We start from the raw sequence: 21,524 nt of genomic DNA on the forward strand, positions 1-21,524 counted from the left end.
GGATTGCTTTCGCTGCTTACTCTTCAATGACTGCGTTCGTATAGACTTCCTGCACGTCGTCCAGGTTTTCCAGGGCGTCGAGCAGTTTCTGCATTTTGAGCGCGTCTTCGCCGGTGAACACCGTCTCGGTGTCCGGCTTCATGATGACTTCGGCGGAATCGGCCTTGAAGCCGGCCTTTTCCAGGGCTTCCTTGACGCCGGCGAAGGCGTTCGGGTCGCACAGCACTTCGAAGCCGCCTTCGTCGTCGGCGATCACGTCGTCGGCACCGGCTTCCAGCGCCGCTTCCATCAGCTTGTCTTCTTCGACGCCGGGTGCGAACAGGAACTGGCCCGTGTGCTTGAACATGAACGCGACGGAGCCTTCGGTCCCCATATTGCCGCCGAATTTGCTGAACGCGTGGCGGACTTCGGCCACGGTGCGCACGCGGTTGTCGGTCATGCAGTCGACGATGATCGCCGCGCCGCCGATGCCATAGCCTTCGTAGCGGATTTCTTCGTAGTTGACGCCTTCCAGGCCGCCCGAACCGCGCTGCACGGCGCGGTTGACGTTATCCTTCGGCATATTGGCGTCGGCCGCTTTTTCGATGGCGAGGCGCAGGCGCGGGTTGGTGTTGGCGTCGCCGCCGCCCATGCGGGCAGCGACGGTGATTTCCTTGATCAGTCGGGTCCAGATCTTGCCGCGCTTGGCATCAGTGGCGGCTTTCTTGTGCTTGATGTTGGCCCATTTGCTGTGTCCAGCCATGTCGAGTCTTCCTTAGACAGGGAACCTCGGCAAACTGCGATTTTCGAGGTCCCGGGTATTGATAATCCTCGACATTTTATCATAGCGCATCCGTCTAAATACTGTCAGGGAAACAACAACGCCGTGCCCAGTCCGACCAGCCCGAGCCCCGTCGCGCACGCCACCACATGCCCGCCGGGCAGCAGTTTTTCGGCGAGGATCGGCGCGATGAGCCCGGCGATGACGGGCAGGTTCAGCACGCCGGCCGGCAGCACGAGCGCGAGCAGCAGCCAGCAGCAGCCCGTGCAATACCGCGCATCCGCGACGCCCATGCGGAACGCGCCCCACATCCCCCGGCGCCAGTGCGTCAGGACGAACGCCAGCGGCGCGCGGCAATTGTCCAGGCAGACGTGCTTGGCGGGCGTCCACTGGTAGACCCCGGCCGCGACGAGGGCGAGGGCGCCGACCGTCGGGTGCACGATGGCCATCGTCTCGTCGAGCCCGCCGGCGTCGTGCAGCTGCCAGTCGGCCAGCGTGGCGGCGAGGGCGCAGCAGGTCCAGACGAACAGATAGCCCAGCATGAACAGGAACGTGGACGGATAGACCCAGCGCTCGCGCACGAGCCGCTTCACGCGGGCGTACAGCAGCACGGACGGCGCGGCCGCCGGCAGCATCATCGCGGCGATGACGACGGTCCACAGCGCCAGCAGGCGCGCGAGGTCGTCCGCGTGGTACGGCCCGACCCGGAAATGGCCCGCGTTACCCGTCCCCAGCGGCGACAGGCGGCCGACGCGAAACAGCAGATACGCCCAGCACAGCGCCGCGAGCAGCACGAGCAGGGTGAGGACGACGGTGCGGTCGGCACCGGGGCGGCCGACGCCGCTGGCGCGGCTCATCGGGCGCGCGCTCCGGCCGGTTGCATCGTTGCGCTGTGTGCCATGGACATCTCCCGAAAAGTTGAGCTGTGATGCGGTTGAGTATCGACAGCGATTGGACCGCACCCGGCCGGCTGCGTTCGGAGGCGTCCTCAGCCGGCTATGCGGATTCCCCGTACAATCGTCGGATGAGTAAAACTGCAGCCGACTTACCTGTTGTACCGACCACACGCCCGGCCGCGCTGGGCGGCCTGGCGATCGCCATCGGCGGTGCCGTTCTGTTCTCCACGAAGGCCATCGTTGCCAAACTGCTGTACCGCTACCACATCGACGCCGTCACATTGATCGCGTTCAGAATGCTGTTCTCGCTTCCGGTGTTTGCGGCCGTGGCGGTGTGGAAGATGCGGACCGAGCCGCCGCTCGCCGTACGCGACCGCTGGCGTCTCGCCGGACTGGGCCTGATCGGCTACTACCTGTCGAGCTACCTCGATTTCCTCGGCCTGCAATACATCTCGGTGGGCCTGGAACGCCTGATCCTGTTCCTCACGCCCACGTTCGTCCTCCTGATCACGGCGCTCGTCTTCAAGCGCCGCATCGGCCGCGCGGAGTGGATCGCGCTGGCGCTGTCGTACTGCGGCATCGTGCTCGTGTTCGCGCACGACCTGAAGGGCGGCGGGGGGAGCACGGTCACGGGCTCGCTGCTGGTGCTCGGTTCGGCGGCGTGCTACGCGGCCTATCTGCTCGGCACGGGCGAGATGGTGCGCCGCATCGGCTCGCTGCGCCTCGTCGCGTACGCGATGTGCGTGTCGAGCGCCGCGTGCATCGCGCAGTTCTTCATCCTGCGGCCCGCCAGCATGCTGGTGCAGCCGCTGCCGGTTTACGGGCTCTCGCTCGTGAATGGGATATTCTGTACCATCTTCCCCGTCTTCATGACGATGGCGGCGGTCCAGCGCATCGGTGCGACGACGGCATCCCAGGCCGGCATGATCGGTCCGGTGTCGACGCTGTTCCTGGGCTGGGCGCTGCTGGGAGAACCGATCACGACCGTGCAACTGGCCGGAACGGGCCTGGTGCTGGGCGGGATCTATTTGCTGTCGAAGAAAAAAACACCCTGACAAACCGAAATGGAACGGAACATGAAACCTCGCATCGCCCTGATCGCCCACGACAAGAAAAAAGACGACATGATCGCCCTCGCCGCCGAGTACGTGGATTTCCTGCGCGGCTGCACGCTGTCGGCCACCGGCACCACGGGCGGCCGCCTGATCAACGAGCTGGGCCTGGAAGTGACGCGCATGCATTCCGGTCCCGTCGGCGGCGACCTGCAGATCGGCGCCCAGCTGGTCGAGGGCGAGATCGATTGCGTGATCTTCCTGCGCGACCCGATGACCCCGCAGCCGCACGAACCGGACATCAACGCGCTGGTCCGCGCCTGCGACGTGCACAACATCCCGTGCGCGACGAACGTGGCGAGCGCCCACCTGGTGCTGTCGCAACTGCAGTCGAAGGCCGACTGATTCCCGGGGAGAACGGTCATGACGACGGCAAAGGCGATCCGCTTCGCGCGCACCGGCGGGCCCGAGGTGCTGGAATACGTCGACGTCGAGGTCGGCGATCCCGGCCCCGGTGAGGCGCGCGTGCGCAACCACGCGATCGGCGTGAATTTCATCGATACGTATTTCCGCTCGGGCCTGTACCCGCTCGACCTGCCGAACGGCCTCGGCCAGGAAGGGGCGGGCGTCGTCGAGGCGGTGGGCGAGGGCGTCACGCACGTCAAGCCGGGCGACCGCGTCGCGTACGCGGCCCGTCCGAACGGCGCCTACAGCCAGCTGCGCGTGATGCCGGCCGACGTGCTCGTGCACCTGCCGGACGCCATCTCGTTCGAGACGGGCGCCGCGATGATGCTGCAGGGGCTGACCGTGCAATACCTCCTCAAGCAGACCCATGCCGTGCAGCCGGGCGAGACGATCCTGTTCCATGCGGCGGCCGGCGGCGTCGGGCTGATCGCGTGCCAATGGGCGCGGGCGCTGGGCGTGAACCTCATCGGCACGGTGGGGTCAAACGAGAAAGCGGCGCTGGCGCGGCAGCGCGGGGCGGCGCATGTCATCAACTATCGTGACGAGGATGTCGTGCAGCGCGTACTGGAGATCACGAACGGCGCAAAGGTGCCGGTCGTCTACGATTCGGTCGGCAAGGACATGTTCACGCGCTCGCTGGACTGCCTGCGGCCGCGCGGGCTGATGGTCAGCTTCGGCAATTCGTCGGGGCCGGTGCCGCCGTTCGCGCTGAACGAACTGGCATCGCGCGGCTCGCTGTACATCACGCGGCCCACACTGCAGTCGTATGCTGCCACGCGGGCGCAGCGGGACGCGATGGCGGCCGACCTGTTCGACGTCGTGGCGAGCGGTAAAGTGAGCATCGACATCCACCAGCGTTTTCCCCTCGCCGACGCGGCCCAGGCCCACATCGCCCTCGAAGGGCGCCGCACGACGGGCAAGACCATTTTGCTGCCATGAGAGAATTTAGCGACGACAACGAACCGCCGATCGATCCGCAACCTGCGGCGGAACCGCACTTCGGGCGCCTGCTCGTGGTGTTGATGCTGGCGGTGCTGCTGATTATCGGGATTACGTTCCTGTCCGAGGCGTATCTCGGCTAAGGTGTCAGCACGTCATTCCGGCGAAAGCGGGAATCCATGCTCCCGAAGTCGCGATTTCTGAGGCTCAGTATGGGTCCCCGCTTTCGCGGGGACGACGGTAGTGTCAGCCGTTCTGCCGCGGCTCCTGCTTCAACTCGATCACGCGCGACCCGCCATTCGGCCCCGGGAACCCCTCGAACGCACTCTGCACGAGGGCCGGCATCACGACCGGCGTCGACATCTGCCGGCTCACGTTACGCACCGTGACGTCGAACAGGCGCTTGCCATCCGCGGCCGACGCGATCGACAGCTGCAACTGGCGGTGGTAGCGGTGTTCTTCCTGCACGTCATAGGCCGGCACCGGACCCCAGAACGGATCGTAGAACGGGCTGTACCAGCCGCCCCAGTAGCGCCGGCGCCAGCCCATGTAGGCGAAGCGGGGCGAGTAGTACGTCGGCGCGAAGGTCGGGTACAGCACCTGCGTGGGCACGTCGATGGTCGAGAAGCGCATCGACACCTTCAGCGCGGGCGACCCCTGCGCCTCGTGGAAGCCGAGGCGGGCGAGCTGGGCGCGCACGAGGTTTTCGTAGCTCTGCAGCTCCAGCGTGTTGTCCTGCGGAGGCGGCGTCTCGAACGCATAGCTCTTGTCGGGCAGCTGGGCGGGCCACTGGTTGAAGGTGGTGACGTCACTGCGGATCGTCGTCGCGCAGCCGCCCAGCAACAGGCTCAGCGATGCGACCGCCGTGATCATGGTACGTTTCATGACGAGCTCCATCTATTCGGTTCCCGATGTGTCGGGTTTCAATTCCTGTAATCGGTCTTGTTCAGGAGACCATATTATTCCTGATGCGTGTTGTACGTCGATACATTTACGCGTGGTTACTACCTGTACATGGCGATACATTCGAAAGGTACGGATCGTGGTGTAAAGCTGTTGGTAAAATAAGCATCCCACCAACGGCTTTGCGGACTCCCGACCATGCGCACCGATACGCCCCAGACTATCTACCGGAAGGATTACACTGCCCCCAGCTACCTGGTCGATACCGTTGAACTCGGCTTCGACCTCGACCCCGCCCGTACCGTCGTCGCCAACCGGATGACGGTGCGCCGCAACCCTGCCAGCGCGCAGCGCGAAATCGAGCTGTACGGCGAAGACATCGAACTGGTGACCTTGCGCCTGAACGGCCGCACGCTGGGCGAGGGCGATTACGTGATCGAAGGCACCCTGCTGCGCATCCCCAACGCCCCGGAAGAAGCGACGCTGGAAATCGAGACTATCTGCGTTCCGGAGAGCAATACTACCCTCAGCGGCCTGTACACGTCCAATGGCAGCTTCTATACGCAGTGCGAAGCCGAAGGTTTTCGTCGGATCACCTACTTTCCAGACCGCCCGGACGTGATGGCGCGCTTCACCGTCATGCTGCGCGCCGACAAGGACAAGTACCCGGTGCTGCTGTCGAACGGTAACCTGATCGAAGAAGGCGACCTCGACAATGGCCGCCACTACGCGCTGTGGGAAGACCCGTTCAAGAAACCGTCGTACCTGTTCGCCCTCGTCGCTGCGCGCCTCGTCTGCCAGGAAGAGAACTTCGAACTGGCCGACGGCCGCACCGCGCTGCTGCAGGTCTGGGTGGAAGAGGGCAATCTCGACAAGACGGACTACGCGATGCAGTCGCTGAAGCACAGCATCCGCTGGGACGAGGAACGCTGGAACCTGGAACTCGACCTGGACCGCTTCATGATCGTCGCCGTGGGCGACTTCAACATGGGCGCGATGGAAAACAAGGGCCTGAACATCTTCAACACGAAGTTCGTGCTGGCCAATCCGCGCGTCGCGACGGACGTCGACTTCCAGGGCATCGAGGCCGTCGTCGGCCACGAATACTTCCACAACTGGACGGGCAACCGCGTCACCTGCCGCGACTGGTTCCAGCTGTCGCTGAAGGAAGGCCTGACCGTGTTCCGCGACCAGGAATTTTCGGCCGACATGATCGGCACGAACACGGGCCGCGCCGTCACCCGCATCGACCAGGTGCGCACCCTGCGCCAGGCCCAGTTTCCGGAAGACGCGGGCCCGATGGCCCACCCGGTCCGCCCCGACTCCTTCGTCGAGATCAATAATTTTTATACCGTCACCGTCTACGAGAAGGGCGCCGAAGTCGTGCGCATGGTCCAGACCCTGCTGGGCCGCGAGGCTTTTCGCAAGGGCATGGACCTGTACTTCCAGCGCCACGACGAGCAGGCCGTCACGTGCGACGATTTCCGCCTGGCGATGGCCGATGCCAACGGCCGCGACCTGACGCAGTTCGAGCGCTGGTACAGCCAGGCCGGCACGCCGGTCGTGCAGGCCGAGACGCGTTGGGACGAGCAGGCGCAGACGTACACGCTGCGCTTGATCCAGTCGTGCCCGTCGACGCCGGGCCAGCCGGAAAAGCTGCCGTTCCACATCCCGGTCGCCGTCGGCCTGCTGGGCCGCGACGGCCGCGACCTGCCGCTGACCGTGGATGGCAAGAACCTCGGCACGACGGCCGTGCTGGAGCTGACGGACAGCGACCAGACCTTCGTCTTCACGGGCGTGACGGAACAGCCGACGCCGTCGATCCTGCGCGACTTTTCCGCGCCCGTGATTCTGAAGCACGGCTACAGCGATGCCGAACTGGTGCACCTGTTCAGCCACGACAGCGACCCCGTCAACCGCTGGGAAGCGGGCCAGCGCCTCGCGATGAGCCGTCTGCTGAAGCTGACCGGGCAGGTGGCCGGCGCCGGCAACGTCGTCGACAGGCTCGACCTGGACGACACGTTCGTCGACGCCATGCGCAAGATCCTCGTGGACGACACGCTCGATCCGTCCTTCCGCGAGCAGGCGCTGCTGCTGCCGACGGAATCGATGATCGCCGACCAGCTGGACGTCGTCGACCCGCTCGCCATCCACCTGGCGCGCCAGTTCGTCCGCGCCGACATCGGCGCGCGCCTGCGCACCGAGCTGCTGGCCCAGTACGACGCCAACCAGACGCCGGGCGAGTACAGCCCGGACGCGGAATCGATCGGCAAGCGCGCCCTGAAAAACCTCGCGCTGGCCTATCTGAATGCCGCGCCGGACGAGGCCAGCCTGGCCCTCGCGCAAAAACAGTTCGACGGCGCCACGAACATGACGGACCGCGTGGCGGCACTGTCGGCACTCGTGCATGCGCGCGCGCCCGCGGCCGCCGATGCGCTGCAACGCTTCTACGACGAATTCCAGGGTGAAGCGCTGGTCGTGGACAAATGGTTCGCGATGCAGGCCGCGGCCCCCACCACGGACGTCGCTCGCGTACGCGAATTGATGACGCACAAGGCCTTCACCTTGAGGAACCCGAACCGTGCGCGCAGCCTGGTGTCTACCTTCTGTGCCGGCAATGCGGTGGGCTTCCACGCGCCGGACGGCAGCGGCTACGGCTTCTGGGCCGAGCAGGTGATCGCGCTGGACGCGCTGAACCCGCAGGTCGCCAGCCGCCTGGCCCGCGCGATGGACCGCTGGCGCCGCTACACGCCGGACCTGCAGGCCCACATGAAGCGGGCGCTGCAGCAGGTCGCGGGGCAGGCGAAGCTGTCGAACGACGTGCGCGAAGTGGTCAGCAAGGCCCTCGCCAACTAAGAATTCATTTACATAACCAAAGGAAGTCCATGAAACGTGTCAGCCTGACGCAATACCTCGTCGAGGAACAGCGTCTCCACAACAATATCCCGGCATCGCTGCGCCTCCTGATCGAGGTGGTGGCCCGCGCCTGCAAGACCATTTCCCACTCGGTCGGCAAGGGTGCGCTCGGCGACATCCTCGGCAGCGCGAACACGGAAAACATCCAGGGCGAGGTGCAGAAGAAGCTCGACGTGATCTCCAACGAGATCCTGCTCGAAGCCAATGAATGGGGCGGCCACCTGGCGGCGATGGCATCGGAAGAAATGGAATCCATCCACCCGATCCCGAACCGCTATCCGATGGGCGAATACATGCTGCTGTTCGATCCGCTGGACGGCTCGTCGAACATCGACGTCAACGTTTCCATCGGCACCATCTTCTCCGTGCTGAAGGCGCCGGAAGGGATGACGGCCCCGACCGAAGCCGACTTCATGCAACCGGGCAGCCAGCAGGTCGCGGCCGGCTATGCCGTGTACGGCCCGCAGACGATGCTGGTGCTGACCACGGGCGCGGGCGTCAACTGCTTCACCCTGGACCGCGAGATGGGTTCGTGGGTGCTCACGCAGAAGGACCTGCAGATCCCGGAAGAGACGAAGGAATTCGCCATCAACATGTCGAACCAGCGCCACTGGTATCCGCCGGTCACGCGCTATGTCGATGAAATGTTGGCCGGCAAAACCGGTCCGCGCGGCAAGGATTTCAATATGCGCTGGATCGCCTCGATGGTGGCCGACGTGCACCGCATCCTGAACCGCGGCGGCATCTTCATGTACCCGGCCGACCAGCGCGACCCGTCGCAGCCGGGCAAGCTGCGCCTGATGTACGAAGCGAACCCGATGGCGTTCATCGTCGAGCAGGCGGGTGGCGCCGCGACGGACGGCCGCCAGCGCATCCTCGACATCGCGCCGCAGAAACTGCACCAGCGCGTGCCCGTGTTCCTGGGCTCGAAGAGCGAGGTGGAGCGCGTGACGAGCTACCACCAGGAATAATTTTCAGCGTGTCCGCATAAAATTGCCGAGTCGGACTAGCAAGTTTGGGAAGTTGTTGTTAGAATGCGGGCTCCTTCGCGCTGCAGCTCATCTGATGAGCGAAGCACGCGAGACCTCGGGTCGCCAACAGTCTGATGGCAGGTAGCACGGACACAGGTTAAACGGTTGTTCCGGTTTAGCCGCTGTAGCTCAGTCGGTAGAGCAGCGCATTCGTAATGCGAAGGTCACCAGTTCGATTCCGGTCAGCGGCACCAACACAGTGAGAAGGGCCACCCAAGCGGGTGGCCCTTTTTGCTTTTGGTTCTAGTCATAAATTCTTCCCTGCATCCTCCTCTCGGGCCGGTTCGCGCCTCGTCTTGTTGTCGTCATGCTGAAAATTGCGTCTAAAACAAATGGTCGGTGCAAGAAATGATGTTATATTTGCAGGATTGTTAAGTATTTGGTGCGTATTTTTTGGTGAATTTTGCTATTGTTACTACAACGGTTTTCCTGTGGTAACGCGCATGGACCGGCATCCGCGCTCCGTGCGGTAACCCAGCCCCGACCGGTCGCCATGCTCTTCAATTCCTTCACCTTCCTGTTCCTGTTCCTGCCTGTCACCGCCATCGGCTACTTCCTGCTGGCACGCCGGAGCCACGTCCAGGCTGCCGGTTGGCTGGCGCTCGCGTCGCTGACGTTCTATGGCTGGTGGAGCTATTACTACATTCCGCTGCTGCTGGGCTCCATCGTCTTCAACTACTGGATGGGGCAGCGCATCGGGCATGCGGCCGGTCCCGCGCGCAAGCGGTGGCTGACGGCGGCCGTGGCCACCGACCTGGGCCTGCTCGCCTATTACAAATACGCCGACTTCTTCATCTCGGGCGCGAACCGGTTGGCCCACGCCGACATCCCGCTGCTGCACGTCGTGCTGCCGATCGGTATTTCCTTCTTCACGTTCACCCAGATCGCCTATCTCGTCGACACCTGCCAGGGCAAGGTCAAGGAAGCGCGCTTCCTGCACTACGTGCTGTTCATCACCTATTTCCCGCACCTGATCGCGGGCCCCGTGCTGCACCACGCGGAGATGATGCCGCAGTTCGACAAGCCTGCCAGCTACCGCTTTTCGTTCCAGGACTTCGCGGTCGGCCTCAGCATTTTCGCGATCGGCCTCGCCAAGAAAGTCCTCATCGCGGACAACCTGGCGCCGCATGCCAACTTCCTGTTCGACATGGCGGACATCTTCTCGCTCGCGAACGCGTGGGGCGGCGTGCTGGCGTATGCGTTCCAGCTGTACTTCGACTTTTCCGGCTACTCCGACATGGCGATCGGCATCTCGCTGATGTTCGGCATCCGCCTGCCGCTGAACTTCGATTCGCCCTATAAAGCCGCCAATATCGTCGATTTCTGGCGCCGCTGGCACATGACCCTGTCGCGCTTCCTGCGCGACTACCTGTACGTGCCGCTGGGCGGCAACCGCAAGGGGCCCGTGCGCCGCTACGTCAACCTGCTGGCGACGATGCTGCTGGGCGGCCTGTGGCATGGCGCCGGCATGAACTTCGTCATCTGGGGCGCGCTGCACGGGATCTACCTCGTCATCAACCACGGCTGGAACGCGGTGGCGGGCAGGCTGCGCCTGCCGCGCGGCCGCGCCTGGGCCGTGTTCAGCTGGGCGCTGACGTTCGCGGCGGTGTGCGTGGCGTGGGTGTTCTTCCGCGCCACCAGCTTCGACAAGGCGATGACGATCCTGCACGGCATGGCCGGCCTGGACGGCATCGGCCTGCCGGCGTCGATCGGCCAGCAGCTCGGACCGCTGAAGGCACTGCTCGAGCAATGGGGCGTGACGTTCTACCTGGGCGGCGGGTCGCGCTTCATCGAGACGTGGCAATGGGTCGTCATCGGCGGCTTCATCGCGTTCTGCCTGCCCAATACCCAGCAGATCATGGGCCGCTACGAAGCGGCGCTCGGCACGATGGCCGGGCCGCGGCTGGCCGCCCGCTGGCAGATCTGGCAGCCGTCGCGGCGCTGGAGCTTCTACATCGGGGCGATCCTGCTCGGCAGCCTGCTGTCGCTCAGCCGCCCCGCCGAATTCCTGTATTTCCAGTTCTGATGCGGGGCGCCCATGGAACAGATCCGACGCTATGACGACGACACCGGGGTGACGGCCGGCGCGGCCGCGCCGGCCGCCGCCGCGGTACAACCCCAGGCGTCCTACCGGCGCTTTACCGCGTGGTGCGGCGCGGTCGTCGGCGCCGGCGTGCTGCTGGTCACGGGCTTCGTGGCCGTCATCGACCCGTACCACCTGTACGGGTTCGTCGACAGTCCGGCACTGAACCATGTGAAGCCGCTGCCGGAACAATACCGCGAGCAGATCAAGCTGGCCCAGGCCACGGCCGTGCGGCCCGACCTGATCCTGCTGGGGAATTCGCGCGTCGAAGTCGGCCTCGATCCGGACAGCCCGCAGGTGAGCGCGCATGGCCGCACGGCCTACAATATGGGGCTGTCGGGCACGAGCCTGACCGTCTCCCAGCGCATGTACGCGCGACTGCGCGGGAGCGCCGCGCCGGCCGCGATGGCCGTGATCGGCGTCGAGTTCCTGGACTTCCTCGTCAAGCCGGACGAGGCCCCGGCCCCGGCCCCGCCCGCGTCCGGAGCACCGTTGTCGTGGCAATGGCGGTTCGATACGCTGTTCTCGATCAAGTCCGTGTCCGACGCGCTGCGCACCGTGCGCCTGCAGAACGCGGCGGATCCGGAAACCATGACGGGGCGCGGCCAGACGCCGCTGCGCAACTACAATCAGTTCGCGCGCCAGGAAGGTTATTACGCGATCTTCCAGCAAAAGGCCGGGGACAACGCGAAAAACCTCGTGCGCAAGCCGCACAACCTGTTCGTTGCTGGCACGAACCGTTCGGAAAGCATCGATCGCCTGCGCACGCTGCTGGACACGATGGCGCGCGACCGCACCGAGGTGCACCTGGTGATCTACCCGTACCACGCGCAGCTGATGGCCATGTTCGAGGAAGCGGGCATGCAATCCACGATGGACGACTGGAGGCAGTTGCTGGTGCGCGAGGCGGACGCCGTGCGCGCCCGCTATCCGAATGCCCGCATCGACGTGTGGGACTTCAGCGGCTATGGCGGCGTGCGCTGCGAACGCATCCCCGCCCCCGGCGACACGCGCACGGCGACGCGCTGGTACTGGGAAGCCGGCCATTTCAAGTCGACCCTGGGCGAGCGCATCCTGCAGCGCGTCCTCGGCGGCGAAACGGCGTTCGGCTTCCGCCTCGGCGCGGACACCTTGGCCGCCAACCGCCAGCGCATCGCCGCCGAGCGCGCGCAATGCGCCGGTGACTATCCGCAAGTCTTTGCCGGTGCGCGCGACCTGGTCGCGAACGCCCGCGCGTCCGCGCCCTGAGCGTCCCGCTCGCTTCCGTCCTGCGCTTTGTTATGCAGCGCACAGTCCGGATCGACTAAAAGTTATATTTTTTTTATTGAGACACCGCATTGCGTCGGTGTCGCTCCGACATCGCGCTTGGGCGCGACGTGAAGGACCGCCTATCGGTCGAACTTTTGAACGGATGCACGGTCAAGAAGATCGGTTATCTCCGCATTGGTCAAAAATCTTACAAGAGGAATTCATCATGGATAATCAGAAGTCGAGCGAAGCAAAAGGCAGCAACCTGGGTTTGGGCAACCAGGGCAAGGACAGCAACCTGCCGAACGCCAGCGGCTCGGGCAATATGGGCAGCACGGCCGGTTCGGGCAGCCTGAACAAGAGCAGCCAACAGAACCAGGGCAAGGATCAGCAGAGCTCGACAACCGGCAGCAGCACCGGCGGCGCCACCGCATCCAGCACCGGCGCCGTGGGCGGCACCAGCAATGCCGGCAACGCATCGTCGTCGGGTCCGGGTTCCATGGGGTCGATGAGCGCCTCGGGCTCCAGCGCCAGCGGCACGAACTCGAGCATCGGCGGCAGCTCGCTGGGTTCGAGCGGCAGCGGCAGCCAGAACAGCCAGAGCACCGGCGCCGCCACCGGCTCGGGTGTGGGTGGCGATTCGAAGGACCTGGGTGCGCAAGTGAATGCCCGCGCACAGGGCCTGCACGAGTCGATCGACAAGGCCGCCGACGCCGCGAAGCCGATGGTCGACAAGGCAGTCAACAGCGTGCAGCCGGTCGTCGACCGCCTGGCATCCAGCGCCCACGCCGGCGTCGACAAGCTGCAGGGCGTGCTGAGCGGCGCCTCGCTGAACCTGGGCCAGCGCCAGCAACAGCTGACCGACGCCTACGGCCAGTGGAAGGAAGCCAGCTTCGAGTACGTGCGCCAGAAACCGGGCACGGCCATCGCCATCGCCGCGGCCGCCGGCTTCGTGCTGGCCAAGCTGCTGGGTGGCCGCAACCGCGACTATTAATTACACCGTCGTCCCCGTGCAATTACGCCGTCGTTCCCGCGCAAGCGGGAATCCATGCTGAGTGTCCTATCAAGCTCGGTATGGGTTCCCGCCTCCGCGGGAACGACGGGAGAAGGCCGCAAGTGCCAATAGCCCACCCCCCAGCATCATCCACGCCCCCGGCTCCGGCACGGGCGGCCCCGGCGTGATGATCAGCATCGTCCCCGCGCCGAACAAGTAGTAATCGTCCACCGGGTAGTCGTGCCCGTAACTCGACCTGGCCACGTAGCGGTCGCCGCTCACGAACTCTTCCGTGTGATATTCCAGCTGGGTCGCGTCGTTGTCGCGCCAGCTCGCGGTGATGTCGAGGGTGTCGCTGGCGGGGCGGAAAGCAAAGACGTCGAGCTGGCAATCATGGTCGACGGTCCCGCCGCCGCATCTGGCGAAGTCGCCGGACCACAGCCGCATGGTCATCCACAGCGAATCCAGCTCGGATTCATGGATGACGCCGTCCCCGTCGGCGTCCTCGCCGACGATCCTGCCCGTCACGGCCACGTCGGTGCGCAGCATGCCGGGATCGTGATAGTCGTAGAAACCGCGGTATTCGAAGTCCCACGCCGACGGTGCGGCGTGGGCGGCGGAGCACAGCAGCAGGGCACCGCCCAGCAGGGTTGGGATCTTCATCGCGCAAGGCTAGACCGATGGCGCCGCCCGCGGCGCCACCTTGCCTGCGTTCATTTCACCACGGTTTCCCGGCTCGGCACCGGCGGATGCGGATGCCGCCGCAGCCGCTGCGCCTGGCGTCCGAACCAGTGCTCGATGTCGTCGACGTACGTGAACACGGCCGGCACCACCAGCAGGCTCAGCAAGGTCGACGTGATCAGGCCGCCGATCACCGCGACCGCCATCGGCGAGCGGAAGCTCGGATCGCCCGACAGGCCCAGCGCCAGCGGCAGCATGCCGGCGCCCATCGCGATCGTCGTCATGACGATCGGGCGGCTCCGCTTGTGGCAGGCGTCGACGAGCGCGTCGAAGCGGTTCATGCCGGCCTTGCGCGCGAGGATCGCGTAGTCGACGAGCAGGATCGAGTTCTTCGTCACGATCCCCATCAGCATGATCAGGCCGATCATCGTCGGCATCGACAGCGCGTTACGCGTGAGCAGCAGCGCGACGAATGCGCCGCCGATCGACAGCGGCAGCGCCGCGAGGATCGTCACCGGCTGCAGGAAGTCCGTGAACAGCAGCACCAGCACGCCGTAGATGCACAGCACGCCGATCAGCATCGCGAGGCCGAAGCTGGCGAACAGGTTCTGCATCTCCTGCGCGTCGCCCAGCTCCGCGATCGACACGTTCGGCGGCAGGTTCTTCAGCGCGGGCAGGGCGCGCGCTTCCGCGTTCACCTCGCCCAGCGAGCGGCCATTGAGCTCCACTTCCAGCGTCACGTTGCGGCTGCGGTTCAGGCGGTCGATCTGCGCCGGGCCGCTTTCCATCGTGATGGTCGCCACGTTCGCCAGCAGCACGGGGCCGTTCTTGCCGGGCACCGTCAGGCGGCCGATGGCGTCGAGGTCCGCGCGCACCGTGTCCGGCAGTTTCACGCGGATGGGTACCTGGCGCTCCGACACGTTCATCTTCGACAGCACCTGGTCGTAGTCGCCGGCGGTCGCCACGCGCACGGTCTCGCCGATGCTGGCGGCCGTCACGCCCAGGTCCGCGGCGCGCGCAAAATCGGGACGCACGATGATCTCCGGGCGCACGAGCGACGCGCTGGAACTGACGTTGCCGACGCCGTGCAGCGTGCGCAGTTCGCGCTCGGCGCGGCGGGCGGCGGCCGTCAGCGCGACCGGATCCTCGCTGCGCAGCACGAGCTGCATCTTGACGCCCGTGTCGGGCGGGCCGACCGTGAAGCGGGCGCCGGGGACGTCGGCCAGGCGCGCGCGCAGCGCCGATTCGACGGCCGACAGCTTTTCCTTGCGGTCCGCGCGCGCGACGGTGGTCACCGTCAGCACGGCGCGCCGCGCTTCGGCCGCCGCGCCGGGCGCGAACGCGTCGCCGCTGGAACCGCCGCCGATGGAGCTGAACACGCCCTTGACGTTCGGCGTGCCCATCGCCACCTGGCGCACGCGCTCCGCGACGGCGCGTGTCTCCGCCAGCGTGGAGCCGGGCGGCAGCTCGACGTTGATCTGCGTTTGCGAGCGGTCGGCGGGCGGCACGAAGCCGGTCGGCAGCAGCGGCACGAGCGAGATCGAGCCGACGAAGAACAGCGCGGCCGCGATCATCGTCAGGCCGCGGTGGCGCAGGCACCACTGCATCGTGCGCATGTAGCGGCGCATGATCGCGCCGTCGCGCTCCTCCGCGTGCGGCAGCGGTTTCAGGAGATACGCGGCCATCATCGGCGTCAGCAGGCGCGCGACGAGCAGCGACGCGAGGATCGCCAGCACGGCCGTCCAGCCGAACTGCTTGAAGAACTTGCCGGGGATGCCGCTCATGAACGCGGTCGGCAGGAACACGGCGACAAGCGAGAACGTCGTCGCGATCACGGCCATGCCGATTTCGTCGGCCGCTTCCAGCGCGGCCTGCATCGGCGTTTTCCCCATGCGCAGGTGGCGCGAGATGTTCTCGATCTCGACGATCGCATCGTCCACGAGCACGCCGACGACGAGCGCCAGCGACAGCAGCGTGACCATGTTCAGCGTGTAGCCGAACAGGTACTGGCCGAGGAACGCGGGAATCACGGACAGCGGCAGCGCGGCCGCCGCGACGAGCGTGGCGCGCCAGTCGCGCAGGAACCACCACACGACGAGCACCGCGAGCACGGCGCCTTCGTACAGCATTTCCATCGACGCGTCGAAGTTGTCCTCGACGGGCGCCGCGTTGTCGATCGTTTCGCGCAGCACGACGTTGCCGTGCTTTTGCCGCAGCTCGGCGACCGCCTTGCGCACGCCGTTCGCGACGTCCATCTCGCCGGCGCCGCGCGTGCGGAAGATTTCGAAGGCGACGACCGGCTTGCCGTCCTGCTCGGCGATGGCGCGCGGTTCCGCGACCGTGTCGGACACCGCCGCGATCTCGTCCAGGCGCACGTGGCGGCCGTCCGGCAGCGGGATCTCCATGCGCGCCAGTTCCTGCGCCGTCTGCACGGTCGCCAGGGTGCGCACGGATTGCTCGGCGCCGCTGACGTCCCCGCGGCCGCCCGGTTCCTCGCGCTGCACGTTGCGCAGCAGGCGCGAGACGTCCAGCGCCGACACGCGCAGCGCGGCCATCTTTTGATCGTCGAGCTCCACGCGCACTTCGCGGTAGACGCCACCCACGCGCTTGACCGCGCCCACGCCCGGCACGCTGAGCAGGCGCTTGGACACCGTGTTGTCGACGAACCAGCTCAGGTCGGGCGCATCGAGCGCCGGCTTGCCGTGCGCGTCGGCCGCCTGCGCCGTGAACGTGAGCACGACGCGGCCCGCGGTCGTCGTCTTGGTCACGCTCGGGTCGCGCATCTCCGCGGGCAGGTCGGCGCGCACGCGCGAGACGGCGTCGCGCACGTCGTTGACGGCGTCCGACAGGTCTTTCTCGAGGATGAACTCGACGGTGATCGTGGCCACGCCGTCCAGCACGCGCGCATAGATGTTCTTGACGCCCTGGAGTGTAGCGACCGAGTCCTCGATCTTGCGCGCCACCTCCGTCTCCAGCTGCGCCGGTGCGGCGCCGTCGAGCGTCGCGACGACGGTGACGATGGGCAGTTCGATGTCCGGGAAGTCCTGCACCTTGTTCGCCTTGAACGCCAGCACGCCGGCGAACGTGAGGAGGGCGAACAGCATGATCGCCGGGATCGGGTTGCGGATCGAGAGCGCGGAAAAATTCATGACCGTGCCCTCAACGCGCCGCCAGCGTCGGCACGTTGCGTACCAGGTCGCCGTCGTTGAGGAAGCCGGCGCCGCTCGTGACGACCAGCGCGTCCGCGGGCAGGCCGTCCGTCACTTCGACGCGGTCGCCGAGGCGGCGGCCCGTCGTGACTTTCAACTGGCTCACGCGGCCGTCCGCATTCAGGCGGAATACGTACGCGAAGCCGTCGCGCACGGCGACGGCCTGCTGCGGCACCGTCAGCGCGGAAGACTCTCCCAGCGCGAACTGGCCGCTGGCGAACATGCCGGCCTTCAGCGGCGCATTGGCCGACAGCGCCGGCGGCAGGTCGACGTAGACGAGGGCGACGCGGCTCTGCGCATCGACGGTCGGCGCGACGGTGCGCACGCGGCCCTGCACCTTCGTGCCGCCGGCCGCCTGCACGACGGCCTTCTGGCCCGGCTTGACGCGCGGGAGCTCGGCGGCCGTCACCTCGGCGCGCCATTCCAGGCGGCCCTGGCGGATCATGCGGAACATCTCCGCGCCCACGCCGGCGACGGCGCCCACGGTGGCGTTGCGCGCGGAAATCACGCCGGCATCCGGCGCCACGACCTTCGTGTACTTCAGGCGCAGCTGTTGCTGGGCCAGCGTCGCCTTCGCCGATGCGACGCGCGCGGCGGCCGTGCGCTCGGTCGTCATGTATTGCGTGATCTGCTGTTCGCTGAGCGCGCCCGAGCTTTGCAGGGCGCGCGCCCGCTTCGCATCGGCGCGGGCGGCGGACGCATTCGCCTCCGCTTCCTGGAGGGCGGCTTTCGCTTGCGCGACGTCCGCCTCGACCGGCGCCGAATCGAACACGGCGAGCACCTCGCCCTTCTTGACGACGTCGCCCACGTTGACCTTCACCTCCTGCAAGCGCAGGCCGTTCGACTCGCTGCCGATCACCGCTTCCTGCCACGCGGCGACGTTGCCGTTGGCGGCGAAGCTGAGCGGCAGGCGTGACTGCTCCGGCTTCGCCGTCGTGACGGTCAGCGCGGGGCGCGGCGCCGCCGCCTTCTTGTCGTCGGCGGCATTGCTGGAGACGAGGACGCCCACGGTGCTGGCCAGGATGGCGGCGATGGAGACGGCGAGGGCGGGCCGGGACATGCGGCGGAGTTGGGCGGGAGTCATGGCGTTCAAAGTAGATGGATGCCGAAGCGTTTCAGCAGAAGGGCGAACAGGAGCAGGCTGGCCACCGTGATCGCGACCCCGGCGCCCAGCGCGGGCCAGAAGCCGAAGCGGGCCAGCAGCCAGGGGAAGGCGGCGAACATGGGGAGCGTCGGTACCACGTACCACAGCGTGTACCACGCGTGATTGGCGATCTTTTCCTCGGGCTGGTGCTCGACGTGCAGCCAGATCAGGGTCAGCACGGTCACGAGCGGCAGGGACGCGACCAGGCCCCCGAGGCGATCGGAGCGCGCGGCAGCTTCCGACACCAGGACGACAACGGCGGCGGTGATGAGGTATTTCAGCACGATCCAGAGCATGGCGAAACCAGAAGTCAAACTGCGACAGTGTAACAAAGCACACTCGAGGACGCCTGTTCCGTATGGTCCCGGCTGTCATGTTCCGTTACAAATCCTTACCACTGAAACGTCGCGTCGATATTCCCGCTCATCCATTCGCGGTTAAATGGCGGTCAACATGAAGCTCAACACGATCCGACGCGCATCGCTTGCCCTGCTGGCCGCCGCCTTGATGGCGACGAATGCCGCATCGGCCGCTGATGCCGCATCTGCTCCGGATGTACAGGCGCTGCACGTGCTGAACCGCCTCGCATACGGACCGCGTCCCGGCGACGTCGAGCGCGTGGCGCAGATGGGCGTGCAGCGCTGGATCGACCAGCAGCTGCACCCGGAGACGATCCCGCTGCCGGCCGACCTGAACGCACGCCTGGCGGCACTGCACACCGTGAATCGCAGCGCGGGCGCATCGCTGGCCGAGTTCCTGGAACTGCGGCGCGACGTGCGGATGGACGACGCGGGGGCGAAACAGCGCCGGCGCGAGGCCGGGATGCGCGTGGCGCGCCAGGCCGCGGAAGCCCGGCTGCTGCGCGCCGTCGAGAGCCCGCGCCAGCTGGAAGAGGTCATGGTCGACTTCTGGTACAACCATTTCAACGTCTTCGCCGGCAAGGGCATGGCCCGCGCGCTGGTGACGAGCTACGAACGCGACGCGATCCGACCATACGCGCTGGGTTCCTTCCGTGCGCTGCTGGGCGCGACGGCGAAGCATCCGGCGATGCTGTTCTACCTCGATAACGTCGTGTCGTCGGCGCCGCGCCCGGATGCGAAGGGAAAAGCGCGTGGCCTGAACGAGAACTATGCGCGCGAGCTGATGGAGCTGCACACGCTGGGCGCGGACGGCGGTTACACGCAGCGCGACGTGACGGAGCTGGCGCGCATGCTGACCGGGTGGACGTTCGACCAGAAGCGTCTCGCGCGCACGGGCGAGACATTCCGCTTCGACGCCGGCCGCCACGATGCCGGCGCCAAGACGTGGCTGGGCCGCGCGATCGCGCCCGCCGGCGAGCAGGAAGGGGAGTTTGCGCTGGACGTGCTGGCCATGCATCCCGCCACGGCGCGCCACGTGAGCCGCGAGCTGGCGCAGTACTTCGTCAGCGACGAGCCGCCACCAAGCCTCGTCGACCGCATGGCGGCCACGTGGCAGGCGTCGCAGGGCGATATCCGCGCCGTGCTGGCGACGCTGTTCGCGAGCCCCGAATTCATGGACGCGGGGAGCGTCGGCGCGAAGTTCAAGACGCCTTACCAGTACGTGGTCTCGGCCCTGCGGGCAAGCGGTGTGCAGGTGGCGAACGTGGGGCCGCTCGTGAACACGATGAACCAGTTGGGCATGCCGTTGTACGGCTGCCAGACGCCGGACGGGTACAAGAACACGCAGGACGCGTGGCTGAACCCGGACGCGCTGACGCGGCGCATCGCCTTCGCGAGCGCGCTGGCGGGCGGCAGGCTGCCGCTGGCGACGGTGCCGGCCGATGCGCCGGCGGGGCCCCTCGATCCGGCCCGGCTGCAGGCGACGCTGGCCGGATCGATCTCGCCGCGCACGCTGGGCATCGTCCAGCGCAACCCGGACAACCTGCGGGCCGCCATGCTGCTCGGCAGCCCCGATTTCATGCAGCGCTGATTCCATCGGAGGATCTCATGCGACGCAGGCATTTTCTCAACGCGGTGGGCGCCGGCCTCCTGCTGCCTGTCGGCCGCGGCGCCTGGGCCGTGAGCGCAGCGGCCGCCGGCCCCACGAACAGGAAGCTCGTCGTCGTGATGCTGCGCGGCGCCGTCGACGGCCTGAACGTCGTGGCGCCCGTCGGCGACGAGAACTATCTGCGCCTGCGGCCCACGATCGGCCTCGCGGCACCCGGGATGGAGGGCGGGGCGCTGGACCTGGACGGCTACTTCGGCCTGCACCCCGCGCTGGCCAGCCTGCAGCCGCTGTGGGCCGCGCGCAAGCTCGCGTTCGTGCACGCCAGCGGTTCGCCGGACGCGACGCGTTCCCACTTCGACGCGCAGGACTACATGGAATCCGCGACGCCGGGCCGCAAGAACACGCCGGACGGCTGGATGAACCGTCTCGTGGCCGCGCTGCCCGGCCCGCAGTCGCCGAGCCGGCTGCTGGGCATCGGCCCCGTGCTGCCGCGCATCCTGTCCGGCCAGGCCGCGGCCGTGAACCTGCCGAACGTCGCCGCCGCCGCGCGCGCTGACCTGCTCGACCGGCCGGCCGTCAAGGCCGCGTTCGACGAACTGTATGCGAACCACCCCCGCTTCGGGCGCGCGTACGCGGACGGGCGCGCGGCCCACCGCGAAGTCATGGACGCCCTTGAGAGTCGCGAGATGCTGGCGGCCGACCGCGGCGCGCCGCTGCCGAACGGTTTCCCCGACGATGCCGCCCGCCTGGCGGGCCTGATGCGCAACGATCCGAAGATCCAGCTGGCGTTCGTCGCGCTGGGCGGCTGGGACACGCACGCGAACCAGGGCGCCGCGACCGGCCAGCTCGCGAACCGTCTCGCACCGCTGGGGCAGGGCCTGGCCGTGCTGGCCGAGCGCCTTGGTCCATTGTTCGACGACACGGTGGTCGTCGTGATGTCGGAATTCGGCCGCACGGCACGCGAGAACGGCAACGGCGGCACCGACCATGGTCACGGCAATGCGATGTGGGTCATGGGCGGCAAGGTGCGCGGCGGCAGGGTTTATGGCGACTGGGAAGGCGTCGGCGATGCGAAACTGAACGAGGGCCGCGATTTGCCGGTCTTTACCGACTTTCGTTCGGTGTTAGCGCAAATATCGGAAGAACATTTAATGTTAGGCGACAAGCGTCTGGAACAGGTCTTTCCCGCAATGCCGCAAAAACGTGCTGGATTCCGTATCGTTGGTGCGTAAGTC

At 66.7% G+C, this 21,524-nt stretch carries 18 protein-coding genes and 1 tRNA gene; 12 read left to right on the forward strand and 7 right to left on the reverse strand.

The window, feature by feature from the left end:
• Positions 1-16 precede the first annotated feature (16 nt).
• Together QPK29_RS12895 and QPK29_RS12900 are read right to left on the reverse strand one after the other, a co-directional pair.
• Positions 17-742 (reverse strand): YebC/PmpR family DNA-binding transcriptional regulator, encoded by a 726-nt coding sequence (locus tag QPK29_RS12895; protein WP_056130386.1) that lies wholly within the window; start codon positions 740-742, stop codon positions 17-19.
• A 104-nt stretch (positions 743-846) separates the two neighbouring features.
• Positions 847-1,617 carry a DUF2182 domain-containing protein gene (locus QPK29_RS12900; protein ID WP_371769046.1) on the reverse strand — a complete coding sequence of 257 codons (771 nt, stop codon included), beginning with the start codon at positions 1,615-1,617 and terminating at the stop codon, positions 847-849.
• A gap of 167 nt (positions 1,618-1,784) precedes the next feature.
• On the opposite strand from QPK29_RS12900, the gene QPK29_RS12905 reads away from it, so the two are divergent.
• From QPK29_RS12905 to QPK29_RS12920, 4 genes are read left to right on the forward strand one after another with little or no spacing between them, the layout of a single operon-like run.
• Complete coding sequence (locus tag QPK29_RS12905) at positions 1,785-2,711, forward strand: DMT family transporter (RefSeq protein ID WP_056130392.1); 927 nt, start codon at positions 1,785-1,787, stop codon at positions 2,709-2,711.
• A gap of 21 nt (positions 2,712-2,732) precedes the next feature.
• Complete coding sequence (locus QPK29_RS12910) at positions 2,733-3,113, forward strand: methylglyoxal synthase (RefSeq protein WP_056130395.1); 381 nt, start codon at positions 2,733-2,735, stop codon at positions 3,111-3,113.
• Positions 3,114-3,131: 18 nt separating this feature from the next.
• A complete protein-coding gene (locus QPK29_RS12915) occupies positions 3,132-4,112 on the forward strand; it encodes a quinone oxidoreductase family protein (RefSeq protein ID WP_056328319.1) in 981 nt (326 codons plus the stop codon).
• Positions 4,109-4,255 carry a hypothetical protein gene (locus QPK29_RS12920; RefSeq protein ID WP_200948778.1) on the forward strand — a complete coding sequence of 49 codons (147 nt, stop codon included), beginning with the start codon at positions 4,109-4,111 and terminating at the stop codon, positions 4,253-4,255. The genes QPK29_RS12915 and QPK29_RS12920 overlap by 4 nt, the downstream gene beginning before the upstream one ends.
• A 103-nt stretch (positions 4,256-4,358) precedes the next feature.
• Here the strand turns inward: QPK29_RS12920 and QPK29_RS12925 are convergent, their stop codons facing one another.
• Entirely contained in the window at positions 4,359-4,997 is a 639-nt protein-coding gene (locus QPK29_RS12925; protein WP_056130917.1) for a DUF4136 domain-containing protein, read from the reverse strand.
• 216 nt (positions 4,998-5,213) lie between these two features.
• Here QPK29_RS12925 and pepN point away from each other — a divergent pair, with 216 nt between their 5' ends.
• The 6 genes from pepN to QPK29_RS12955 all read left to right on the forward strand — a co-directional run bounded on the left by pepN (position 5,214) and on the right by QPK29_RS12955 (position 13,287).
• Positions 5,214-7,871 carry an aminopeptidase N gene (pepN, locus tag QPK29_RS12930; protein WP_371769047.1) on the forward strand — a complete coding sequence of 886 codons (2,658 nt, stop codon included), beginning with the start codon at positions 5,214-5,216 and terminating at the stop codon, positions 7,869-7,871.
• Between the two features lie 29 nt (positions 7,872-7,900).
• Positions 7,901-8,902 (forward strand): class 1 fructose-bisphosphatase, encoded by a 1,002-nt coding sequence (locus QPK29_RS12935; RefSeq protein ID WP_056130402.1) that lies wholly within the window; start codon positions 7,901-7,903, stop codon positions 8,900-8,902.
• A gap of 178 nt (positions 8,903-9,080) precedes the next feature.
• Positions 9,081-9,156: transfer RNA gene (locus QPK29_RS12940), tRNA-Thr, on the forward strand.
• 299 nt (positions 9,157-9,455) lie between these two features.
• Positions 9,456-10,988 (forward strand): MBOAT family O-acyltransferase, encoded by a 1,533-nt coding sequence (locus QPK29_RS12945; RefSeq protein ID WP_371769048.1) that lies wholly within the window; start codon positions 9,456-9,458, stop codon positions 10,986-10,988.
• A 12-nt stretch (positions 10,989-11,000) separates the two neighbouring features.
• Positions 11,001-12,293 carry a hypothetical protein gene (locus QPK29_RS12950; RefSeq protein WP_371769049.1) on the forward strand — a complete coding sequence of 431 codons (1,293 nt, stop codon included), beginning with the start codon at positions 11,001-11,003 and terminating at the stop codon, positions 12,291-12,293.
• A 226-nt stretch (positions 12,294-12,519) separates the two neighbouring features.
• Positions 12,520-13,287: a hypothetical protein gene (locus QPK29_RS12955; RefSeq protein WP_371769050.1), complete on the forward strand. Its 768-nt coding sequence runs from the start codon at positions 12,520-12,522 to the stop codon at positions 13,285-13,287.
• Between the two features lie 69 nt (positions 13,288-13,356).
• On the opposite strand, the gene QPK29_RS12960 is transcribed toward QPK29_RS12955, so the two are convergent.
• The 4 genes from QPK29_RS12960 to QPK29_RS12975 are packed head-to-tail and all read right to left on the reverse strand — an operon-like array spanning position 13,357 to position 18,617.
• Positions 13,357-13,950 (reverse strand): PEP-CTERM sorting domain-containing protein, encoded by a 594-nt coding sequence (locus tag QPK29_RS12960; protein ID WP_371769051.1) that lies wholly within the window; start codon positions 13,948-13,950, stop codon positions 13,357-13,359.
• Between the two features lie 50 nt (positions 13,951-14,000).
• Entirely contained in the window at positions 14,001-17,117 is a 3,117-nt protein-coding gene (locus QPK29_RS12965; protein WP_371769052.1) for an efflux RND transporter permease subunit, read from the reverse strand.
• A 10-nt stretch (positions 17,118-17,127) separates the two neighbouring features.
• Positions 17,128-18,237 (reverse strand): efflux RND transporter periplasmic adaptor subunit, encoded by a 1,110-nt coding sequence (locus QPK29_RS12970; RefSeq protein WP_400189769.1) that lies wholly within the window; start codon positions 18,235-18,237, stop codon positions 17,128-17,130.
• A 29-nt stretch (positions 18,238-18,266) separates the two neighbouring features.
• Positions 18,267-18,617: a DUF3147 family protein gene (locus tag QPK29_RS12975; protein WP_371769054.1), complete on the reverse strand. Its 351-nt coding sequence runs from the start codon at positions 18,615-18,617 to the stop codon at positions 18,267-18,269.
• A 157-nt stretch (positions 18,618-18,774) separates the two neighbouring features.
• Between QPK29_RS12975 and QPK29_RS12980 the strand changes: the two genes are divergently transcribed.
• Positions 18,775-20,271: a DUF1800 domain-containing protein gene (locus QPK29_RS12980; RefSeq protein WP_371769055.1), complete on the forward strand. Its 1,497-nt coding sequence runs from the start codon at positions 18,775-18,777 to the stop codon at positions 20,269-20,271.
• A 17-nt stretch (positions 20,272-20,288) separates the two neighbouring features.
• Positions 20,289-21,521, forward strand: coding sequence for a DUF1501 domain-containing protein (locus QPK29_RS12985; protein WP_371769056.1), 1,233 nt, complete (start codon positions 20,289-20,291; stop codon positions 21,519-21,521).
• The last annotated feature ends 3 nt before the right edge of the window (positions 21,522-21,524 follow it).

It is taken from the genome of Massilia orientalis, assembly GCF_030411975.2.
GTDB classification, from domain to species: domain Bacteria; phylum Pseudomonadota; class Gammaproteobacteria; order Burkholderiales; family Burkholderiaceae_D; genus Telluria; species Telluria orientalis.

Bases quoted from the DNA above. Each gene is read 5' to 3' on its own strand.
- QPK29_RS12895 (WP_056130386.1), bottom strand. From the start codon at position 742: ATGGCTGGACACAGCAAATGGGCCAACATCAAGCACAAGAAAGCCGCC.
- QPK29_RS12900 (WP_371769046.1), bottom strand. From the start codon at position 1,617: ATGAGCCGCGCCAGCGGCGTCGGCCGCCCCGGTGCCGACCGCACCGTC.
- QPK29_RS12905 (WP_056130392.1), top strand. From the start codon at position 1,785: ATGAGTAAAACTGCAGCCGACTTACCTGTTGTACCGACCACACGCCCG.
- QPK29_RS12910 (WP_056130395.1), top strand. From the start codon at position 2,733: ATGAAACCTCGCATCGCCCTGATCGCCCACGACAAGAAAAAAGACGAC.
- QPK29_RS12915 (WP_056328319.1), top strand. From the start codon at position 3,132: ATGACGACGGCAAAGGCGATCCGCTTCGCGCGCACCGGCGGGCCCGAG.
- QPK29_RS12920 (WP_200948778.1), top strand. From the start codon at position 4,109: ATGAGAGAATTTAGCGACGACAACGAACCGCCGATCGATCCGCAACCT.
- QPK29_RS12925 (WP_056130917.1), bottom strand. From the start codon at position 4,997: ATGAAACGTACCATGATCACGGCGGTCGCATCGCTGAGCCTGTTGCTG.
- pepN (WP_371769047.1), top strand. From the start codon at position 5,214: ATGCGCACCGATACGCCCCAGACTATCTACCGGAAGGATTACACTGCC.
- QPK29_RS12935 (WP_056130402.1), top strand. From the start codon at position 7,901: ATGAAACGTGTCAGCCTGACGCAATACCTCGTCGAGGAACAGCGTCTC.
- QPK29_RS12945 (WP_371769048.1), top strand. From the start codon at position 9,456: ATGCTCTTCAATTCCTTCACCTTCCTGTTCCTGTTCCTGCCTGTCACC.
- QPK29_RS12950 (WP_371769049.1), top strand. From the start codon at position 11,001: ATGGAACAGATCCGACGCTATGACGACGACACCGGGGTGACGGCCGGC.
- QPK29_RS12955 (WP_371769050.1), top strand. From the start codon at position 12,520: ATGGATAATCAGAAGTCGAGCGAAGCAAAAGGCAGCAACCTGGGTTTG.
- QPK29_RS12960 (WP_371769051.1), bottom strand. From the start codon at position 13,950: ATGAAGATCCCAACCCTGCTGGGCGGTGCCCTGCTGCTGTGCTCCGCC.
- QPK29_RS12965 (WP_371769052.1), bottom strand. From the start codon at position 17,117: ATGAATTTTTCCGCGCTCTCGATCCGCAACCCGATCCCGGCGATCATG.
- QPK29_RS12970 (WP_400189769.1), bottom strand. From the start codon at position 18,237: ATGTCCCGGCCCGCCCTCGCCGTCTCCATCGCCGCCATCCTGGCCAGC.
- QPK29_RS12975 (WP_371769054.1), bottom strand. From the start codon at position 18,617: ATGCTCTGGATCGTGCTGAAATACCTCATCACCGCCGCCGTTGTCGTC.
- QPK29_RS12980 (WP_371769055.1), top strand. From the start codon at position 18,775: ATGAAGCTCAACACGATCCGACGCGCATCGCTTGCCCTGCTGGCCGCC.
- QPK29_RS12985 (WP_371769056.1), top strand. From the start codon at position 20,289: ATGCGACGCAGGCATTTTCTCAACGCGGTGGGCGCCGGCCTCCTGCTG.